Genomic DNA, 19,848 nt, shown 5'->3' on the forward strand with positions numbered 1-19,848 from the left:
CCTCTTTTCAATTTAATATTCCTGCATTGCAGGGTTCATCGTCAGCGTAATGTCCAAGTTGCCGTTTCGGGTCCGGATGGCGTCCAAAAATTCCTTCTGGTTCGTCTGCGGCCCCATTTTTATCGAATATACCACCTCATACAAACTTCCGAGCTCGGCCGTTTTGACTTTTCTCAGCTCATACTCGACGTGGTGCCTGCGGAATACCTCTTCAAACGCTTCTTCGTAACCGAGATTTTCCGGGATGGTGATTTTGAGCGTTTTCGGATGATCCTTTCTTGTGCCGAACTTGGCTTTGCCCAGCCCATACATCAGCAAGCAAAGAATGATAGTAAACAAAACGGCGTAACCGAATGCCCCAACCCCGGCGGACAGCCCGGCCGCCATCGAAAACAACACGTAGGATATGTCCTTGGCATCCCCCGGCGCGCTTCGGAACCGAATGATGGAGAAGGCCCCCGCCAGGCTGAACGCCCGGGCGATGTTGCTGCCGATCAGCATGATGATGATCGCCACGATCGCCGGCAGGATGACCATCGTCAGCGTGAAGCTTTGCGAAAAAGCAGGCTGGGTTTTCATGTACGTAAAGCTGATGATGGCGCCCAGGACAATGGCGACGGCCAAGGTCAAAAGCGCGCGGGGTAACGATAGAGCGGTGTCCGCGGCGGACGCGTTCAAAATGGAATCGATCATAAAACAACTCTCTCCCTTTCCACGACTTGCGCATTTGCATTTCGAATCGATTTTTTGTACTCATTCCCGTATTTGGAAAAGCTGGTGCGGTACAATCGGTGCTCGGACAGCATTTTGGACAGCCACACCGGCACCGTTTTTTCGGCTTTGACTTCCATCAGCCATTGGCCCCGTTCCAGCAGCGGGTCGCCGTAATCGCCGGCTTCCAATCGAAGGTCATGGCGGCGCGAGCGGATGTGGGTATCGAAGGTGATCCGCAGATCCCGGTTGCCCTTGCAGAACAAGGCGATGCGGTCGTACGCCAGATAGACCATCGGCTGCAGCTCGTACCTGCTCAAAAAATATTCGATTTCGCCGATGACCTGCTTGTTCATGCCTTTCCGGAAGGCGGGCGGGGTGCCCGTACGGACGAATTCGTAGGCTTCGCTCAGCTTGAGGGCGGTCCTTCTTTTGTTCACCAGGCCGAACACTTTTTTCTTCAGCTCCAAATAGACCTTGGCATCGCTGCCCGGCACGCCGTACGACCGGATCCGCAGCTTTTCCCTGTATTTGGGCTTGGCCAAACTGGTACGGATGAGCGTGTGATGTTCGGTGTCGTAATACAGGTTGCTGATGGTGTAAAACTTGTTGTCCTTGTTGTTTTCATCCGGTTCCATATAAGCCATCAGGTCGTTGTAAATGTCGTAAAAAGCTTTGGTGTCCATCAGGTACTTGTTTTCGTACCGGTTAAAAACTTCAATCGCCATCGTCATTTCGCTCCTTTCGTCAGTAACGCCTCGCGGGGCATCGCCCTTCCATGTCTGTAGCTTAACGGCACAACCTTTAACGAAACTTAAACACGGCGATAACATTCCGTTTACACAGCGAAAATATAACGTTTGCCACTAACGGCGGGGGATCGGGAAAGACCCGGAGGAAGAAGACGTTTAGCGAACCGCCATCCGCAGCGGAACGAAGGTTCTTGGGCCGGAGCATTTTGCGGCTTATTAAGGTTGGTTAAAGGTTCGTTCCTTATCGTAGGGATAGACGATTCATCAGAGAGAATGAAGGAGATTACGACTATGCGCATATTAATCGTTGAAGACGAGGTGCTTTTGGCGGAGGCGCTGACGCAAATTTTGAAAAAAAACCATTATTCCGTGGACGCCGTTCACGACGGCCAGACGGGATTGGATAACGCCCTCAGCGGGATTTACGATTTGCTGCTGCTGGATATCATGCTGCCGGAGATGGACGGAATCACGCTGCTGCGGACGATCCGGGCCGAAGGCATCGCCACGCCGGTCATCATGCTCACGGCTAAAGGGGAAATTTCCGACACGATCGCGGGGCTCGACTGCGGAGCCGACGATTACGTCGCCAAGCCGTTTTCCACCGGCGAGCTTTTGGCCCGAATCCGCGCGGTTCTGCGGCGAAAAGGAGAGGTCGTGCCTGAGGACGGCCTGAAATTCGGGGACATCGAGCTGAATACGTCCATGCTGAAGCTGAGCTGCAGGGGCAAGGAACTGAAGCTGATTTTGAAGGAAAGCGAGCTGCTGGAGCTGCTGATGCTGAGAAAACAGGCGGTCACCTCCAAAGAGCAAATCATCGAAAAATTATGGGGCTTTGATTCCGATGCCGAACATAACAACGTCGAAGTGTACATTTCGTTTTTGCGGAAAAAGCTGGCTTTTCTGGGTGCGTCGGTGCGGATCACCACGATCCGGGGCGTCGGTTACGTACTGGAGGCGGTTTCGTGATGTTCAAAAAGCTGCGCAACCGGTTTCTGCTGATGAACATGGCTATCATTACATTCATCATGCTGGTCGCTTTTACGGCAATTTACATGATCACGTACCAAAACGTCCGCCGCGATATCGGCATGGAGCTGCAGCGCGTATCGGAGTTTTATCATAAGGGGGGAGGACCGGGCAAAAAAGATCCGGCAAAAGCTTCGGCGCTGCCGTCAGCGCAGGAAGGGAGCTTGGAAGCCGAGGCGAAAGGCGATGGCAGCCCGGATCCATCCTCGCCGCCGCAAGGGAGCGGCGCCGCCGTTGCTGGGCCATCTGCAGAAGGCTCTTCCCGCCCCATGGAGAAAGGCCAAGTGCCGCCTCCCGAACTTTCGGTTTCCTTCGAGCTGAAAACGGATCGGGAATGGAATCTAATCAAGACCAATTCCCGCTTCGAAATGAGCCAAGACTTCTATGACGCGGCCAAAAACCAAGCCGTCCAAAATCCGGTCCGGAGCGGCCGCTTCAATATGGACGGGACGCGCTGGGCTTATAGCGTACAGCCGACGCCAAGCGGATATTCCGTCGTGTATTTGGACGTGACGGCGCAGCTCAAAATCACCACCAATCTGATCTATACCTTTTTGGCGGTGGCCTTGGTGATGCTGGCCGTGATCTATTTGACGAGCCGCTATTTTGCCAATCGTTCGATCGAACCCGTCCGCAAAGCGTTTGAGAAGCAGCAGCAGTTTATTGCCGACGCCTCCCATGAGCTTAAAACGCCGCTGGCTGTCATCAACACCAACGCCGAGGTGCTGCTGGCGAACAGCGAAGACTCCATCAAGTCCCAATCCAAATGGCTGCACCATATCAAATCGGAAACCGAGCGCATGAAGGCGCTCACCAACGATCTGCTGTACCTCGCCCGAATGGACGACGCCCGCGGACATCTGATCTTCGTCCCGTTTGATCTTAGCGAAGCGGTCGAAAGCGTCATTTTGACCATGGAAGCGGTCATATACGAAAAAGAGCTCGCGCTCACGTATGAAATCGAACCCCGTTTGAGCATGACGGGGAGCAGCGAGCAGGTGAAGCAGGTCGTGATGATTTTGCTCGACAACGCCGTCAAATACGCCAATCCGAGGGGGGCCATCCATCTGGAACTGAAAAAGCAGCATCACCGCCCGCTGCTGAAGGTGACCAACACGGGCGAAGGCATCGCCCCGGAACATATAAAACATATTTTCGACCGCTTTTACCGCGCCGATGCCTCCCGCTCGCGGAAGCACGGCGGGTACGGCCTTGGCCTGGCGATCGCCAAATCGATCGTGGAGGGCCATAAAGGGAAAATATTCGTCAAAAGCGTCCCTAACGAACAGACGAGTTTTTATGTGCAGTTGGGGTAGGAGGGGAGAATAGACCAACGAAACAAAAGGGATTCCAAAGGGTTCCCGCCGACAACCGTTTCGTTTCGCCAAGATTTTATCAGCGAGGAAATATTTGAAACAATTCGAGTCTTATTACGTATATCCTTATATAGGCAGTTTGAACATATCTGGGGGATTTTGCAAAAATCCAATGTGAAAGCGAATTTCCAAGCGGCAATAGGTGGATCGAAGGGGTATGTTTCCACAATTGCGATCCGGAAGCGGACGGATTGACGAATTTTGCAAAATCCCGGCATGGGAGGATGCGACCATGGAAACGCTTTTCTGGAGCTGTCTTGCAGGCGGAATTCTGTTTGCGGTGGTCAGCGTCGTTTTGGGGGATCTGGTCAGCCATGCCCTTGACGGGCTGCTCGACTTTTTGTCGGTCGATTTCCTGAAACCGATGGTCATCGCAAGCGCTGTGACGGTGTTTGGAGGTGCCGGCGTTTTGCTTGAGCGCTATACGGGATGGGGAGGTTTGGCGGTCGTTTTGCTGTCGATTGCTGCAGCGGTGATCATTTCGGCGCTGGTCTATTGGTTTTACGTCAGGCCGATGGACAACAGCGAAAACTCCACCGCTTATTCCATCCGCGAGTTGTCCGGGCGCATCGGCGAGGTCACCATACCGATTCCCGAATCGGGCTTCGGCGAGGTCATGATCAAGCTTGGCGCCGGGAACACGCTCCATATCGCTTCGAGTTTCGATCGCTGCCTGTTGGCCGCAGGCACCAGGGTGGTCGTCGTTGACGTGCTTGACGGGGTACTGCGCGTCGCCAAATTAGACGAGAGAAAAGGAGATGTTGTTTAATGGATTTGCCGGATTACATGCTCATTCCCATCATTGTCGTCGGGGTTATTATCGTGCTGGGGCTGGCTTTCTGGGCCCGCTACAAGACGGTTGGGCCGGACGAAGCCATGATCGTGACGGGTTCCTTTTTGGGAAGCAAAAACATCGCGGAAGACGAATCGGGACGCAAGATCAAAATCGTCCGCGGGGGCGGCGCGTTTATTTTGCCCGTATTCCAGCAGTCGGAATTTATTTCGCTGCTTTCCCACAAGCTGGACGTATCAACGCCCGAGGTTTACACCGAGCAAGGGGTGCCTGTCATCGCCGACGGCGTTGCGATCATCAAGGTCGGCAGTTCGATCGAAGACGTCGCGACCGCGGCCGAGCAATTTATCGGCAAGCCGATCGACGCGCTGAAGGGCGAAGCCCAAGAGGTGCTGGAAGGCCATCTGCGGGCGATTTTGGGCTCCATGACCGTGGAGGAAGTATACCGGAACCGCGACAAATTCGCCCAGGAGGTCCAAGGCGTGGCGGCCCGCGATTTGAAGAAGATGGGGCTGCAGATCGTTTCCTTCACGATCAAGGATGTCCGCGACAAGCAGGGTTACCTCGACGCGCTGGGCAAGCCGCGGATTGCGGCAGTGAAGCGGGACGCTGAAATCGCGGAAGCCGAAGCGATGCGGGATGCGCGAATTCAGAAGGCGAACGCGGAAGAACAGGGGCAAAAGGCCGAGCTGCTGCGCGATACCAACATTGCCGAAGCGACCAAGGAAAAAGAGCTGAAGGTTGCCTCCTTTAAGAAGGAGCAGGACACGGCCAAGGCGGAAGCCGACCAGGCATACCACATCCAGGAAGCCCGCGCCAAGCAGACGATGGTCGAAGAACAGATGAAGGTCGAGCTGGTCCGCAAGGAACGCGAAATCGACCTGCAGGAAAAAGAAATCATGGTCCGGCAAAAGCAATACGACGCCGAAGTGAAGAAAAAAGCGGATGCCGACCGTTACGCCGTCGAGCAGGCGGCCGAAGCGGACAAAGCTCGCAAAATGCGCGAAGCGGACGCTTTGCAGTATTCCATTGAAACGCAGGCCAAAGCTTCCGCGGAGCAAAAACGGCTGGAAGGCCAGGCGATCGCCGATGCGGAGCGGGCCAAAGGTACCGCAGAAGCGGAAGTCATCCGCCTGCGCGGTTTGGCCGAAGCCGAAGCGAAGGAAAAGCTGGCGGAAGCGTTCCAGAAGTTCGGCGAAGCGGCGGTGCTCGACATCATCGTCAAAATGCTGCCTGAGCTGGCCGGCAAAATCGCGCAGCCGATCTCTTCGATCGACAAGCTTACCGTGGTGGATACGGGCAAAGGCGAAGGCGCGGCCCGCGTAAGCAACTACGTGACCGAGCTGATGTCCACCGCGCCGGAAATGCTGAAAAGCGTGTCCGGCATCGACGTGGAGGGACTGATTAAAAACCTGACGGGCAAATCGAAACCCGCTCCGGTGGCGGCCCAGCATGCGCAGCAGGAACGCGAGCTGGTGAACCTGGAGGCGGGCGCGGCCAAGGAGGAGTAGTTTCTCGCTGCTGTTGCCTCTTGGCGGTTGACTGAGCAAACGAGGGATTAGGAGGTATCGGCAGGCCTTCAATGACCCATTTGCCGAAGGCATGTTTCGGATCTGGCGCATGGCCAGTCATATATCCATGAAAAAGGCGGTCCAAGCGAATAGGCTTGGGCCGCCTTTTTGATTTGTTTTCCCCGCGTCTAAGGGGTGTTTAACTGCAGGTGCAGTTCAGCACCGGCTTGCGCGCGGCCGTCGTTTCGTCCAAACGGGTGACCGGCGTGCCGTAAGGGGCGTTAAGCAGCAGTTCCGGCTGCTCTTCGGCTTCCTTGGCGATTTGGATCATCGTGTCGATAAAGGCGTCGAGCGTGTCTTTGCTTTCGGTTTCCGTCGGTTCGATCATCATGCATTCGTCCACGTTCAGCGGGAAGTAGATGGTCGGCGGATGATACCCGAAATCGAGCAGCCGTTTCGCCACGTCCAGGGTGCGGACGCCGTATTGCTTGAGCGGCGTGCCGGACATGACGAATTCATGCTTGCAGACGCCCGGATACGGAATGTCGTAATAGGGTTCGAGGCGTTTCATCATGTAATTGGCGTTCAGCACGGCGCATTCGGATACGCGGCGCAGACCTTCGGGCCCGTAGCTGCGCATGTACGCATAGGCGCGGACGAGAATGCCGAAGTTGCCGTAATAAGCTTTCACGCGGCCGATCGACGATTCGCTGTCGCCTTCCAGCGTATACGACCCGTCTTCCTTTTTCGAGACGAGCGGCAGGGGCAGGAACGGCACGAGCAGGTTTTTGACGCCGACCGGACCGGCGCCGGGACCGCCGCCGCCATGCGGCGTGCTCATCGTTTTATGCAAATTCAGGTGCACCACGTCAAAGCCCATGTCGCCGGGGCGCGTAATGCCCATGATCGCGTTGGAATTGGCGCCGTCGTAATACAGAAGCCCGCCGGCTTCGTGAACGATCGCCGCAATTTCCTGGATCTGCTCCTCGAACAGGCCGAGCGTGTTCGGGTTGGTCAGCATCAGCGCCGCGGTGTCGCTGCCGACCGCCGCGCGCAGCGCCTCCAGGTCGACGAGTCCCTTGTCCGTGGACGGAATCGTAATCGTTTTGAGTCCGGCCACGGAGGCGCTGGCCGGGTTGGTGCCGTGCGACGAGTCCGGCACGATCACCTTGTCGCGATGTTCCCCGCGGCTTTCATGATACGCACGGATCATCATCAGGCCGGTCCATTCGCCGTGCGCGCCTGCGGCAGGCTGCAGCGTGACGGCATCCATGCCGGTAAGCCCCGCCAAGTCCTGCTGCAGCTGGTACATCAGCTCGAGCGCGCCTTGGATGCTTTCTTCGGGCTGGTAAGGATGGATTTTGGCGAAGCCCGGGTAACGCGCCACGTCTTCGTTAACCTTCGGATTGTATTTCATCGTGCAGGAGCCGAGCGGGTAAAACCCGTTATCCACGCCGAAATTGCGGCGCGACAGCTCCGTGTAGTGGCGGATGACGTCGACCTCGTACACCTCCGGCAGCGCCGCGGGTTCGCTGCGCAGCATGGCGGCCGGTATGAGGGATTCGGCCTCCGCCTCGGGCACGTCGAGCTCCGGAAGGGAATAGGCGATGCGTCCGGGGTGGCTCAGCTCAAATATCAACGCTTTTTCCTGTATCATAAACAGCCCTCCAGCAATGAAACGAATTGGTCGATCTGTTCTTTCGTACGGCGTTCGGTGACGGCAACCAGCATATGACCTTCAAGCTCCGGATAAGCGCGGCCGAGATCGTACCCGCCCAGGAAGCCTTGCTTCAGCAGTTTCGCGTTGACGTCCGCGACGGATGTGCCGGCAGGCAGCTTGATCACGAATTCGTTGAAAAAAGGAGAGGCGTGCGGCAGCGTCACGCCGGGCACTTTCGCAAGTTGTCCCGCGGCATAATGGCTTTTTTGCAGGTTCAGCCGGCCGACCTCGATCAATCCCTGCTTGCCCATGACGGACAAGTATACGGATGCGCAAAGCGCAAGCAGCGCCTGGTTCGAGCAGATGTTGGAGGTTGCCTTTTCCCGGCGGATATGCTGTTCGCGGGCCTGAAGCGTCAGGACGAAGCCGCGTTTCCCGTTCCGGTCGACCGTCTGGCCGACGATGCGGCCCGGGATTCGGCGCATATGCTCTTGGGACACGGCGAAAAATCCGCAGGTCGGACCTCCGAAAGAAGCCGCGATGCCAAGCGGCTGGGCGTCTCCGACGACGATGTCGGCGCCGAGTTTGCCCGGCGCTTCCAGCAGCCCGAGCGACAGCGGGTTGGCGCTGACCACCATAAGCCCTTTGTGGTTGTGGATCAAGCGGCCGATGGCTGCAAGATCTTCGACCGATCCGAAAAAGTTCGGGTTTTGCACGAGTACGGCCGCGGTATCGTCCGAAACGGCTTGGGCCAGCTCGGCCATGTCCGTCACGCCGTTGTTCGTGCCGACCTCGACGATGTCCAGACCGAGTCCCCGCGCATACGTATGAAGCACTTGTCTCGATTCCGGGTGAACCGCCGCGGAGACGACAAGCTTGGTCCGCTTGGTGGCGGCGCTCGCCAGGGAGCCGGCTTCCGCGAGGGCCGTCGCGCCGTCGTACATGCTGGCGTTGGCGACCGCCATGCCCGTCAGCTCGCAAATATAAGACTGGAACTCGAAGATCGCCTGCAGCTCGCCTTGGCTGATTTCAGGCTGGTACGGCGTGTAAGCCGTATAAAATTCGGATCTGGATACGACATGGTTGATGACGGAAGGAATATGATGATCATAAAGTCCGGCGCCAAGGAAGCTGGGGTATTGGTCGGTGTTCGCATTTTTGGCGGCAAGCGCGGACAGATGGGTCGTGAGGGCGTACTCGTCCAGCCGCTTGGAGACCGGAAGCTCGCCTTTGAAACGGATTTCTTCGGGAATATCCTTAAAAAGATCTTCAATCGAATTCGCTCCGACGGTTTTCAGCATTTCCTGCTGATCCTGCTCGGTCATCGGCAGATAACGGTGCTTCACTTGGAGTCAGCTCCTTTTCGGGCTCGTTTGTAGAATGGAACGGGAACAACTTCGGCTTTCAGGCGTTTGCCCCGCACATCGACCTCGACCTGCGTGCCGACGGCGGCAAAACGGCTATCGAGGAGCGCCAGCCCCAAATTCCGTTTCAGCGTGGGGGATTGGGTGCCGGTCGTAATTTCTCCGATGCGCTCGCCGCCAGCATAAACCGCGTAATGCGAGCGGGGGATGCCGCGGTCGATCATTTCCACGCCGACCAATTTGCGCGGCACGCCGTTTTCCTTCTGCCGCTGCAGAGCGTCTTTGCCGATGAAATCGCCTTTGCCCAGCTTCACGAAAAAGCCGATGCCGCCTTCCAGCGGCGAGATGTCCTGGGACAGCTCCTGCCCGTAAAGCGGCAGCTTGGCTTCGAAGCGGAGCGTGTCGCGGGCGCCGAGGCCGGCCGGGATCAGGCCGAAGGCAACGCCGCGCTCAAGCAATCCGGTCCAAACGGCCGGCGCATCTTGGGCAGGCAGATAAATTTCGAATCCGTCTTCGCCGGTATAGCCGGTGCGGGAGATGAGGACGGACGCGCCAAACAGCGATACGTTTTGCAGAAAATGAAACGCGCCGAGCTGCGTCAAATCGCAATCGACAAGGGGGGCGAGAATGTCTTCCGCTTTGGGCCCCTGCAGCGCGAGCAGAGCCGTATCATCGGATTTGTCGGTCATTTGGACCCCGTCCGCAAGATGCCGGCTCAGCCATTCCCAGTCTTTGCGGATATTCGAAGCGTTGACGACAAGCATATAGGATGCCTCGGCCAGCTTGTAAACCAGCAGATCGTCGACGACGCCTCCGTCCGGATAACACATGGCGCTGTATTGCGCCTGCCCGGGGACGAGAGCGGTTACATCATTGACGGTCATGCGCTGAAGGTAGCTTTCAGCCTGCGGGCCGCTGACGAAAAATTCGCCCATGTGGGACACGTCGAATAAACCTGCGGCTTCGCGGACGGCTTCATGCTCCTTATGGATGCCGCTGAACTGGACGGGAAGCTCCCAGCCGCCAAAATCAATGCAGCGCACGCCCGGAATGTCGGCATACAGCGGGTATAGCGGGGTTCGTTTAAGCTCGGACACGTTTCCATCACCTTCTCTTTCCATTTTTCGAAAGCACAAAAAGGACAGGCAAAAGAACAAGCATGCCGATCATCGGCATACGGATCCTCTTGCTCTGTCCTTGGTACCTGAGAGTTACTTTGCTTGACGGCTCATCGCGGGTGCAAGGCTGCGCGCCGCTGTCGTGCCGGTCAACAAATTTCCCCTTGGGTGATTCTTTTCGCTCAAGAATTCTCTCCAGAGATGCGTCCGATAATGGTCCTTTTGCCTGAGAGATTCACCCGTTTTCACGCGGGCTTACTCCTTCGGCGTCACCGGTAAACAGTAATCTCTCCCATTACCTTCATCCGCTATTGAATTGTCTACTACCATTAATACTCAAAGCCTTGCGGAATGTCAACAACATTATCCGGGGGAAAGGCCGAAGCTTGGCAGGGCGGACGCCCGACGGCAAAAGTATCGGAAAACATTGAATTTTAACATACTTTTTCCGCGTTCGCCGCGATACAATGATATCGGCATGACCCATTACGAGCTGTAATCCGGGGAGGATGAACACGTGGAAAAAATCGTCGGCGTGGATATCGGCTGCACGAAAATGTACATGTACGCGGAGCATGAAGGAAAAACGTTTGAAAACAAAGTGTCGACCGGGCTGGATTGCCCGCGGGAGCGGCTGAAGCAGGAGCTCGACGCGTTTATCGAGCGCCTTCCGTTCGAGCCGGAAGGGGTCGGCATGGCGGTGCCGGGCCTCGTGGAGGGGGATCACCGCGTTCAGTTGTCGGACGTCCGCTCCTTAAGCGGAATTACCGCCGATGATTTCGGGCAGGGAAGGTTTCCCGTCCGGCTTATAAATGACGTCAAATCCGCTACGATTGCGGAAACGGTCCATTATAAGGACAAAGACACGCTAGCGGTGATTATGGCCGGTTCCGGCACGGCGCTCGGCGTCTATTCGAAGGGACGGATGTTTACGGGGGCACACGGTTTTGCCGGGGAACTGGGCTACTGCATCATCCAGACGGCAGAAGGTCCCCAGAGGCTGGACAGCATCGCGGGGGGCATCGGTATTTTGCAGCAGGCCGGCTGCGGCATTGATGAGTTCCTGGAGCGGATCAACCGAAACGAACCGGCCGCCATGCAGCTGATAGCCCGGGCGGGCGAATATTTCGGAATGGCGTTGACGAACGTGATCCACCTGTTTAATCCGGATGTGATCGTGGTCGGCGGCAGCACCGCCACCTATCCCGGGTATATGGAGCATGCGCTCGAAACGGCGCAAAAACATACCCTTCCGGACATGTTCAGCGCTTGCCTGATCGCCCCGGCCAAAGACAATAAACGCATCGTCGCCCTCGGCGCCATGGAATACATGCGCAGCGGCATGCGGATTTAGGCGGCCGGAAGGCGGAAGAACGACGGGAAAACCGCGGAAAACAAGAGGGTTGTCGCTGTTCGGGGAAATCAGGTTCCTGTTATATTGACAGCGCCGTTTGCTCTGCTTTATTCTTAAGGTGATTAGGATTGTAAATGGTTTCAATCATGAATGGACATTTATATACAAGCGGATGATGGCGAACGGGAGAGACTGCCTTTTTCGTAAGGCGGCACCGAAGGAGCAAGCTGCGGGAGGGCACAAACCGGCGGCTAATCTCTCAGGTACAAGGAACCGTCGCCGGACGCGGCTCTGGAGAGAGCGTCAGCCACCCAAGGGGAACGCGGAAACGGCAGGTTTCCGTCCAAACTCTCAGGTACAAGGGACAGAGAAAAGGTGCTGCATACCTTTTTTGCTGTCCTCTTTTTTGTTGCCCTTGTTCGTGCGATGTTGAACACCGTGAAACTTCCTGACTTGAATGACCTAAAACAGGAGCGTGGAGTTAGTGAGATTCAAACATGTATTTTCCATCATCGGCCCGTCCATGGTGGGTCCTTCCAGTTCGCATACCGCGGGCGCCGTGCGCATCGGCAGGGTGGCGCGCCAACTGCTCGGATGTCAGCCGGAGAAGGTTGAAGCCACTTTGTACGGTTCTTTTGCGGAGACGTATTGGGGACATGGAACGGACCTTGCCTTGACCGCGGGCCTGCTGAACTTCGACACGGACGATGAACGGATCCCGGAGGCGGACATTGAAGCCGAAAAAGCCGGGATGAGCATCGAATGGGTTCAGGGGAAAGGCAACGGTCCGCACCCGAATTCCGTCAAACTCAAGCTTTGGGCCGGGGAACGGAAGGCGGAGATGGTCGCGGCTTCCATCGGGGGAGGAACGATTGCCGTTTATGCCTTGAACGGATTCGACGTGCAGATGACCGGCGAATACCCGACGATCGCGGTGACGCATACCGACAGCCGCGGCGTGATTGCCGGCCTGACGGGCCTGCTCAGCCGGGAAGGCGTCAACATTGGTTACATGGACGTGGACCGCAAGGGGCGCAGCGAAGCGGCCATGACAGTGTTCGAGCTGGATTCGGCGCCCGCCCCCTCCGTTCTGGAGGAGATGGCCCGCCTTCCGCATATTTTGGAAGTGACGATGATCGATTTGACCCAAAGGAGCTAAATGCGATGAGATTCGAGACGCTGGAACAGCTGGCAGACATATGCCTGAAAGAAAACAAAACGATCGCCGAGGTGATGCTGGAGGATCAGGCCAAGGAAACGGGCGTTCCCGCCGAAGACGTATTCCGGCAGATGGCCGAATACTACCAGGTGATGAAGGAAGCCGTCCGCAAAGGGCTGACCGGCAACACGAAATCCCGCAGCGGCCTGACGGGGGGCGACGCCAAGAAGGTTGCGGATTACATGCGGCAGGGCGATACGTCGCTCGGCGAGCCCTCCGCCATGGCGATGGCTTACGCGCTCGCCGTCTCCGAAGTGAACGCTTCGATGGGGAGAATCATCGCCACGCCGACGGCGGGCTCCTGCGGCATCATTCCCGGCGTGTTCGTCAGCTCGCAGGAACGCTTCGGCTGGGAGGACGACAAGCTGGTGCGCGGCTTATTTACGGCCGGGGCGATCGGGTACGTCATTGCCAACAACGCGTCGATTTCCGGCGCGGAAGGCGGCTGCCAGGCCGAGGTCGGATCGGCGATCGGCATGGCGGCCGGGGCGATGGTCGAACTGAGGGGCGGCTCGCCGCTTCAGGCCGTCCATGCGGTCGGCCTGGCCTTGAAAAACTGCCTCGGCCTCATTTGCGATCCCGTTGCGGGACTCGTGGAAATTCCGTGCATCGTCCGCAACGGCCTCGGCGCCGTCACCGCGCTGGCAGCCGCCGATATGGCCCTTGCCGGCGTCGGCAGCGTCATTCCCGCCGACGAGGTCATCGGCGTCATGCTGGAGGTCGGCAGCGCCATGCCGAGCAAACACCGCGAAACGGGCAAAGGCGGCCTTGCCGCCACGCCTACCGGCCGCAGGCTGACCCGAGAGCTGGTCGAGCAGCGCCGCCGCAAAGCCAAGGAAGCCAAAGAAACCAAGCAGCCGCCGTCAGACACCCCATAATGGCTCATTAGCAACCCTATTTCGAAGGATGACGACAAGAATCGAAGGAGAGTCGAAAAACGATGAGCAATGTGAAAGAAAACCGTTGGTACAGCAAGGATCACGAATGGGTCGAAAAGGTAAGCGGAAACGTCGTGCGCATCGGCATCAGCGATTTCGCCCAGCATCAGCTTGGCGACATCGTATTCGTGGAGCTTCCCGAAGAAGGCGCAAGCGTACAGGCTGAAGAAAGCATCGGCACGATCGAATCCGTCAAAACCGTGTCGGACCTGTTCAGCCCCGTCAGCGGTCAAATCGCCAAAATCAATCCGCGGCTCGGCGACGAGCCGGAGCTCGTCAACAACGAGCCGTACGGCGGCGGGTGGATGGCTGAAATCGAAGTCGAAGGCGATCTGGAGGAGCAGCTCTCGGCTTTGCTCAGTCCGGAGCAATACGCAGAGTTTCTCGAAGAGTAGCTTTCAATCCGAAAAAACGGAGGGGAAAGGCGTCGGATCCGGCATGATCCGGCGCCTTTTTTGCGCCTGAATCCGCGCTGAAGCGCCTGAATAAGCGGGAGGGCCGAAGTCCGCCTTAAAGGGCCTGCAGCAGCGACGCCCCGCCTAAATGGCGGCGCAGCTGCGCCGTTGCCGCCTTCCGCAAGCCCGCAACCACGTTCCGCCTATTTTGACGGCGGCACGCTTCAAATTGGGCTCTTTCGATGCATACAAACCTGTACATTTGGCAACAAAAGCACATAGGATAGGTTAGGCTTTTTGACGTTGGGATGATGCAAAATCCGGTTCCGGCCGCTCCCGGAAACAGTATGTAGCCGAACCAAACTTTGTCGCTGTCTATTTCGGACTGAAAGTCTGTTTTGGGGATTATGCAGCATCCTTGCGTGCATCGAATGTCATAGCTTACGGTGGTGTAATCATGAGGGAAATCACGGAGTATTACGGCGGACGGGATTTGGGCTGCACGTATAGCAAAACGGAAAGCGTTTTTAAGCTGTGGGCGCCCGGGGCCGCAAAAGTGACGCTCGCGCTTTATGAGGATGCGGGTTGTTATAACGCGGACGGCGAGGTCTTCGATCATGCGGGCGGACTCGAAGTCGGGATGAAAAAGTGGAAGGACGGCGTATGGTTTTTGCGATTTTCCGGCGATCTTGCCGGCCGCTATTATATGTACAAAATCGAGCACCCGGATGGAACCATCCGCTATGCCGCAGATCCGTATTCGAAAGCCGTCAGCGCCAACGGCGCCAGGTCGGCGATCGTGGACATGGAAGCCTGGAACCCGCCCGGCTGGGAAGCGGACCGCAGGCCGCCCATGGCAGGGTGCGAAGACGCCGTTTTGTATGAACTGCATGTGCGCGATTTTTCGGCCGACCCTGGCGCCGGTTTTCAACATAAAGGAAAATTTAAAGCGTTTACGGAAACGGGACTGCGCGATAAGGACGGCAATGCGATTGGCATCGACCATCTGGCGGAGCTTGGAGTCACGCATGTCCACCTGCTGCCGATATTCGATTTCCAAACGGTGAACGAACTGCAGGCGGACGATCCCGGCGCTTCCGGGCCGAAGTACAATTGGGGGTATGATCCGCAGCATTTTAACGTGCCGGAAGGCTCCTACGCGACCGATCCGACCGTGCCGGGTCTCCGGATCCGCGAATTCAAGGAAATGGTCATGGCGCTGCACGGCAAAGGGATCCGCGTAGTGATGGACGTCGTGTACAATCATACCTACAGCGTCGAGGACGGACCGTTCGAGGCGGTCGTGCCCGGGTACTTCTACCGCAGGGACGCCGAAGGCAGGCTGGCAAACGGTTCCGGCGTCGGCAACGAGCTGGCGACGGAGCGCCCGATGGTCCGGAAATTCATTCTCGATTCGGTTCGTTATTGGGCGGACGAATATCACATCGACGGATTCCGTTTGGACTTGATGGGACTAATCGATACCGATACCGTCAAGCTGATGGTCGAAGAGCTGCGCCGCGAGGCGGACCCGGCCATCATCGTCTACGGGGAGCCCTGGACGGGCGGGGAATCTCCGCTCGCGCGGCAAACGTTGAAAGGCAGCCAGAGGAATCTCGGCTTTGCCGTATTCAACGACCATTTCCGCGGCGCGATCAAAGGGGACAGCGACGGCGAAGGGAAAGGTTTCGCCACGGGCGGAACGGGCACGGAAGCGGCGGTCCTTGAAGGGGTCAGGGGATCGATTTGCGATTTCGCGGATGCTCCGCTCGAATCGGTCAATTACGTGACCGTTCACGACAATTTGAATTTATGGGATAAAGTGCTGGCGACGCAGGGGCTGCGGGACGAGGCCAAGTTTCCGGACATCCGAAACGGGGAACTCGTTCATGGAGGGAGCCTGCATGAGGCCGTGGAAAAATCCGAGCCGTACCGGAGCATAGACGGCGAGAACATCATGAAAAGCGAGACGGTAAAACGCGCCCTCCTGGCCAACGGCATCGTGCTGACCTCCCAAGGGATTCCGCTCATTCATGCCGGCGACGAGCTGCTCCGCACGAAATACGGGGATCATAACAGCTACCGCAGCGGCGATGCCGTCAATGCCATAAGATGGGAAAACAAGCGGAGGTTTAGGCCGGTTTTTGACTATTACCGGGGCCTGATCGAGCTTCGGAGAAGCCACCCCGCCTTTCGCTTGACCTCCCGGGAGCAGATTGACAATCATTTGGAAACGCTCCGCTGCGGGGACCAGGTGGTCGCTTTTATGCTGAAGGACTTTGCGGGCGGCGATGCTTGGAAAAACATCATCGTCGTCTATAACGCGAACAACCATGAGATTAAGCTGGACATTCCTTTTTCCAAAACCGGCTGGAAGGTCGCGGTAAACGAAGAGCGTGCCGGGAACGAGGCGCTTGATTGGATCCGGGACGAACAGGCGGTTGTTCCGGCTCTGTCCATGATGGTGTTGTTCGAGGATGCGGGCGGCATCAGCCAAGCCCATCGATTTCTGCTTACGCGTTGACTGCCGCCGCGTTTTTCCGGTTTTCGGTCCGGGGGCGCTTTGGCCGGATGCTTCGGATGCGCTGGCTGAAAAAACAGGATGGAAGAGATTGCCACATGCCGGAATTCATGTTATAGTAAATTTCAATTTCATAGCAAATCACTAGGGGTGCCTGACGGCTGAGACGGAAGTGCGATTTCCGGACCCTTTGAACCTGATCTGGAGCGATGCCAGCGGAGGGAAGTGGTAAGAACAACGTTTTATGCTTGCGCCTTATGCGTTTTTTTGGGGGCGCAAGGCTGTCGACGTGCGGAAAAGGCCACTTTCTTTCGGGAAAGCGGCCTTTATTTTTTTGCGGGAGTTGAGGTCCTGTGGCAGGGAGGGAACTGCATGTCGTTTCGACGGGAAGGCAGCCGCTGGATGAGCTGGCGAGAATTGCCGGCCTCATCCATCCATACGTGGATGCGTTTCATGTAAGGGAACGGGCCAAAACGGCGCGCGAGCTGCTGGAGGGAATCGGAATGCTGCTGGCTGCGGGGGTTCCCGCAAACCGCATCGTGCTGAACGATCGGGCCGACGTCGCGGCTGCCGCCGGGGTGCGGGGCGTGCAGCTCGGGCATCACAGCCTGGATGTATCCGATGTGAAGAAGTGGTTTCCGCAGTTGCGGATCGGCCGGTCGGTCCATTCGCTGCACGAGGCCGTGGAGGCCGAGGAGAAAGGGGCGGATTACGTGATTTTCGGGCATGTCTATGCGACGGCATCCAAGCCCGGTTCTCCGGCCCGCGGACCTGGGGAACTGAGGCTGCTCGCGAGCCGCGTCCGCATTCCCGTTATCGCCATCGGCGGGGTGAAGCCGGCGAACGTGGCGGAGATACTTGAAGCCGGCGCGGCGGGCGTGGCTGTCATGAGCGGGATTTTGGAAGCGGCAGACCCGGTCAGCGCTGCTGCCGCTTATTATCAATGTTTACATAACGGGAGGGAAAACCATGGTCCATCAAGCTGACGTTGCTGACGTCGTCGTGGTCGGAGGCGGCGTCATCGGCGGTTCCATCGCGTACCATCTGGCAAAGAAGGGCAGGCGCGTATTGATTCTGGAGCGGGAGACAATCGGCTCCGGCGCGTCGGGCGCGGCGGCCGGCATGCTCGGCGCCCAGTCGGAGACGCACCGGGCGGACGTGCTGTTCGACCTCGCACGGCAGAGCCGGGCGATGTTTCCCCGGCTGGCGGAGGAGCTGAGGGAGCTTACCGGCATCGACATCGGACTGGTGCAGAAAGGGCTTTTGAAGGTGGCGTTGACGCCCGACCAGGCCGCCGATTGCCGGCGGATGATCGCCTCTCAACGCCAAGCAGGGGAAACGGCGGCGTGGCTTACGCCTGCTGAAGCTAACGAGTTGGAGCCTAACCTGACGGGCCGCATCGAAGGCGCGATGCGGATTCCCGGGGACGGGCAGGTGTCGGCGCCCGAATTGACGGCCGCCTATGTCCGGGCAGCCGTCATGCTCGGCGCCGAAGCCAAGGAGAATTGCAGCGTTCGTTCGCTGCGGCTGGAACGGGGGCGGGTTACCGGCGTCGTCACGGATGAAGGGACGATAAGCTGCGGACAGGCGGTCATCGCTGCAGGCGTCCACGGCCAGCGGCTGCTGGCGCAAGCGGGAATCGAAACCGGCGTATACCCGGTGAAAGGCGAATGCTTTTCGGTCGTAACGGAGGTCCCTTTGGTAAGCCATACCATATTCACCGACGGCTGTTATTTGGTGCCGAAGCGGGGAGGGAGACTCCTCGTCGGAGCTTCCATGGTCGAGCGCAACGATGAGCTGACGGTGTCCGTCGAAGGTTTGATGGGGCTGATGGCCAAAGCAGCCGCTCTCGTGCCGCGGATAACGGCTGCCAGGTGGGAGAAGGCGTGGGCAGGGCTGCGGCCGCAAACCCGCGACGGCCTCCCTTATCTCGGAGCGGCGGCAGGCTGCGACGGTTTGTTCGTCGCCGTAGGGCATTATCGCAACGGCGTACTGCTGAGCCCCATTACCGGGGCACTGATCGCCGAACAGATGAGCGGCGGGCAGCCCGCATTCGCAGGCTGGGAATCTTTTGCGCCCGAGCGGCATGGGGCCGTCAGGCAGCCGGAAGGGAGGGGCGTTCATGCTGGATCTGATCGTTAACGGGGAAGCCGTGCAGGTGCCGGAGTCGGTCGCGACGGTATCGCGGCTGTTGGAACATTTTGGCCTGGATCGGCAAGTCGTCGTCGTGGAAATCAACCAGGCCGTACTCGGGAAAAACGAACATGCGGACACGGCCGTCCGAAACGGAGACCGGATCGAGCTGGTGCATTTTGTGGGAGGAGGATAAGGAACATGTTAACTATCGGACCGCATCAATTTCAATCGAGATTGCTGCTGGGAACGGGGAAGTTCCCGGATTTTGAGGTGCAGAAGGCAGCCGTAAACGTATCCGGCGCCCAAATCTTGACGTTTGCCGTTCGGCGGATGAACATTTACGAACCGGACCAGCCTAATTTTTTGGAGATGATCGACATCGAACGGTTTACGCTGCTGCCCAATACGGCGGGCGCGCGGACGGCGGAGGAAGCGGTGCGCATCGCAAGGCTCGCCAAAGCCTCCGGATTATGCGACATGATCAAGGTCGAGGTGATCGGCGACATGAAGACGCTGCTTCCCGATCCGATCGAAACGCTGCGGGCTTCGGAAATGCTCCTGGAGGAAGGATTCATCGTGCTGCCCTACACGTCGGACGACGTGCTGCTGGCGAAGCGGCTGCAGGAACTCGGCGTGCACGCGGTGATGCCGGGAGCATCGCCGATCGGCTCCGGCCAAGGAATCGTGAACCCCTTGAACTTGAGCCTTATCATCGAGCAATCTACCGTGCCCGTCATCGTCGACGCCGGCATCGGCACGCCGTCGGACGCGGCCGTCGCCATGGAGCTTGGCGCCGACGGCGTGCTGCTTAATTCGGCGGTTTCGGGCGCCAAGGACCCGGTAAAAATGGCCCTCGCCATGAAGCTCGCCATCGAAGCGGGGCGGCTCGGCTACGAAGCCGGCCGCATTCCGAAAAAGCGCTGCGGGACCGCCAGCAGCCCGCTCGAGGGAATCAGCGTCACATGAGCGGG

18 protein-coding genes and 4 riboswitches are annotated in these 19,848 nt (G+C 58.0%); of the genes, 13 read left to right on the forward strand and 5 right to left on the reverse strand.

The genetic code is table 11. From position 1 onward, the window contains the following. Positions 1–12 precede the first annotated feature (12 nt). Together AC27KL_RS19995 and AC27KL_RS20000 are read right to left on the reverse strand one after the other, a co-directional pair. Complete coding sequence (locus AC27KL_RS19995; RefSeq protein WP_339323944.1) at positions 13–693, reverse strand: DUF4956 domain-containing protein; 681 nt, start codon at positions 691–693, stop codon at positions 13–15. Beyond that, positions 690–1,439 (reverse strand): VTC domain-containing protein, encoded by a 750-nt coding sequence (locus tag AC27KL_RS20000; RefSeq protein WP_487170770.1) that lies wholly within the window; start codon positions 1,437–1,439, stop codon positions 690–692. Before AC27KL_RS20000 ends, AC27KL_RS19995 begins: the two co-directional genes overlap by 4 nt. Before the next feature lie 315 nt (positions 1,440–1,754). Here AC27KL_RS20000 and AC27KL_RS20005 point away from each other — a divergent pair, with 315 nt between their 5' ends. The 4 genes from AC27KL_RS20005 to floT all read left to right on the forward strand — a co-directional run bounded on the left by AC27KL_RS20005 (position 1,755) and on the right by floT (position 6,172). Beyond that, on the forward strand, positions 1,755–2,432 hold the full coding sequence (locus tag AC27KL_RS20005) for a response regulator transcription factor (protein WP_487170771.1): 678 nt from the start codon (positions 1,755–1,757) through the stop codon (positions 2,430–2,432). Beyond that, positions 2,432–3,808 (forward strand): sensor histidine kinase, encoded by a 1,377-nt coding sequence (locus AC27KL_RS20010; protein WP_487170816.1) that lies wholly within the window; start codon positions 2,432–2,434, stop codon positions 3,806–3,808. The genes AC27KL_RS20005 and AC27KL_RS20010 overlap by 1 nt, the downstream gene beginning before the upstream one ends. A gap of 292 nt (positions 3,809–4,100) precedes the next feature. Then, positions 4,101–4,637 (forward strand): NfeD family membrane protein, encoded by a 537-nt coding sequence (locus AC27KL_RS20015; protein ID WP_212947389.1) that lies wholly within the window; start codon positions 4,101–4,103, stop codon positions 4,635–4,637. Next, complete coding sequence (gene floT, locus AC27KL_RS20020; RefSeq protein WP_339323948.1) at positions 4,637–6,172, forward strand: flotillin lipid rafts scaffold protein FloT; 1,536 nt, start codon at positions 4,637–4,639, stop codon at positions 6,170–6,172. The genes AC27KL_RS20015 and floT overlap by 1 nt, the downstream gene beginning before the upstream one ends. A gap of 199 nt (positions 6,173–6,371) precedes the next feature. On the opposite strand, the gene gcvPB is transcribed toward floT, so the two are convergent. From gcvPB to gcvT, 3 genes are read right to left on the reverse strand one after another with little or no spacing between them, the layout of a single operon-like run. Beyond that, positions 6,372–7,829, reverse strand: a complete 1,458-nt coding sequence (gene gcvPB, locus AC27KL_RS20025; RefSeq protein WP_487170772.1) for an aminomethyl-transferring glycine dehydrogenase subunit GcvPB — start codon at positions 7,827–7,829, stop codon at positions 6,372–6,374. After that, complete coding sequence (gcvPA, locus tag AC27KL_RS20030) at positions 7,826–9,178, reverse strand: aminomethyl-transferring glycine dehydrogenase subunit GcvPA (RefSeq protein WP_487170773.1); 1,353 nt, start codon at positions 9,176–9,178, stop codon at positions 7,826–7,828. The genes gcvPB and gcvPA overlap by 4 nt, the downstream gene beginning before the upstream one ends. After that, positions 9,175–10,293, reverse strand: a complete 1,119-nt coding sequence (gene gcvT, locus AC27KL_RS20035; protein ID WP_487170774.1) for a glycine cleavage system aminomethyltransferase GcvT — start codon at positions 10,291–10,293, stop codon at positions 9,175–9,177. Before gcvT ends, gcvPA begins: the two co-directional genes overlap by 4 nt. A gap of 92 nt (positions 10,294–10,385) precedes the next feature. Then, positions 10,386–10,515, reverse strand: a riboswitch (glycine riboswitch). A gap of 3 nt (positions 10,516–10,518) precedes the next feature. Beyond that, positions 10,519–10,619: riboswitch (glycine riboswitch) on the reverse strand. 212 nt (positions 10,620–10,831) lie between these two features. Between gcvT and AC27KL_RS20040 the strand changes: the two genes are divergently transcribed. The 9 genes from AC27KL_RS20040 (at position 10,832) to AC27KL_RS20080 (ending at position 19,843) form a co-directional block, all read left to right on the forward strand. After that, complete coding sequence (locus AC27KL_RS20040) at positions 10,832–11,668, forward strand: ROK family protein (protein ID WP_487170775.1); 837 nt, start codon at positions 10,832–10,834, stop codon at positions 11,666–11,668. A 173-nt stretch (positions 11,669–11,841) separates the two neighbouring features. Next, positions 11,842–11,953, forward strand: a riboswitch (glycine riboswitch). A gap of 199 nt (positions 11,954–12,152) precedes the next feature. Further along, a complete protein-coding gene (sdaAB, locus tag AC27KL_RS20045; protein ID WP_036714675.1) occupies positions 12,153–12,827 on the forward strand; it encodes an L-serine ammonia-lyase, iron-sulfur-dependent subunit beta in 675 nt (224 codons plus the stop codon). A gap of 5 nt (positions 12,828–12,832) precedes the next feature. Continuing rightward, positions 12,833–13,765, forward strand: a complete 933-nt coding sequence (sdaAA, locus tag AC27KL_RS20050) for an L-serine ammonia-lyase, iron-sulfur-dependent, subunit alpha (RefSeq protein ID WP_339323953.1) — start codon at positions 12,833–12,835, stop codon at positions 13,763–13,765. Positions 13,766–13,827: 62 nt separating this feature from the next. Beyond that, complete coding sequence (gene gcvH / locus AC27KL_RS20055) at positions 13,828–14,220, forward strand: glycine cleavage system protein GcvH (RefSeq protein WP_487170776.1); 393 nt, start codon at positions 13,828–13,830, stop codon at positions 14,218–14,220. Positions 14,221–14,677: 457 nt separating this feature from the next. After that, positions 14,678–16,744: a type I pullulanase gene (pulA, locus tag AC27KL_RS20060; RefSeq protein WP_487170777.1), complete on the forward strand. Its 2,067-nt coding sequence runs from the start codon at positions 14,678–14,680 to the stop codon at positions 16,742–16,744. A 133-nt stretch (positions 16,745–16,877) separates the two neighbouring features. Then, positions 16,878–16,982: riboswitch (TPP riboswitch) on the forward strand. A 112-nt stretch (positions 16,983–17,094) separates the two neighbouring features. Next, positions 17,095–17,727 carry a thiazole tautomerase TenI gene (gene tenI / locus AC27KL_RS20065; RefSeq protein WP_487170778.1) on the forward strand — a complete coding sequence of 211 codons (633 nt, stop codon included), beginning with the start codon at positions 17,095–17,097 and terminating at the stop codon, positions 17,725–17,727. Next, a complete protein-coding gene (gene thiO, locus AC27KL_RS20070; RefSeq protein ID WP_487170779.1) occupies positions 17,711–18,883 on the forward strand; it encodes a glycine oxidase ThiO in 1,173 nt (390 codons plus the stop codon). Before tenI ends, thiO begins: the two co-directional genes overlap by 17 nt. Next, a complete protein-coding gene (gene thiS, locus AC27KL_RS20075) occupies positions 18,864–19,070 on the forward strand; it encodes a sulfur carrier protein ThiS (RefSeq protein ID WP_487170780.1) in 207 nt (68 codons plus the stop codon). Before thiO ends, thiS begins: the two co-directional genes overlap by 20 nt. 5 nt (positions 19,071–19,075) lie before the next feature. Then, positions 19,076–19,843: a thiazole synthase gene (locus AC27KL_RS20080; RefSeq protein ID WP_339323958.1), complete on the forward strand. Its 768-nt coding sequence runs from the start codon at positions 19,076–19,078 to the stop codon at positions 19,841–19,843. Positions 19,844–19,848: the final 5 nt, after the last annotated feature.

It is taken from the genome of Paenibacillus sp. YAE3, assembly GCF_057546105.1.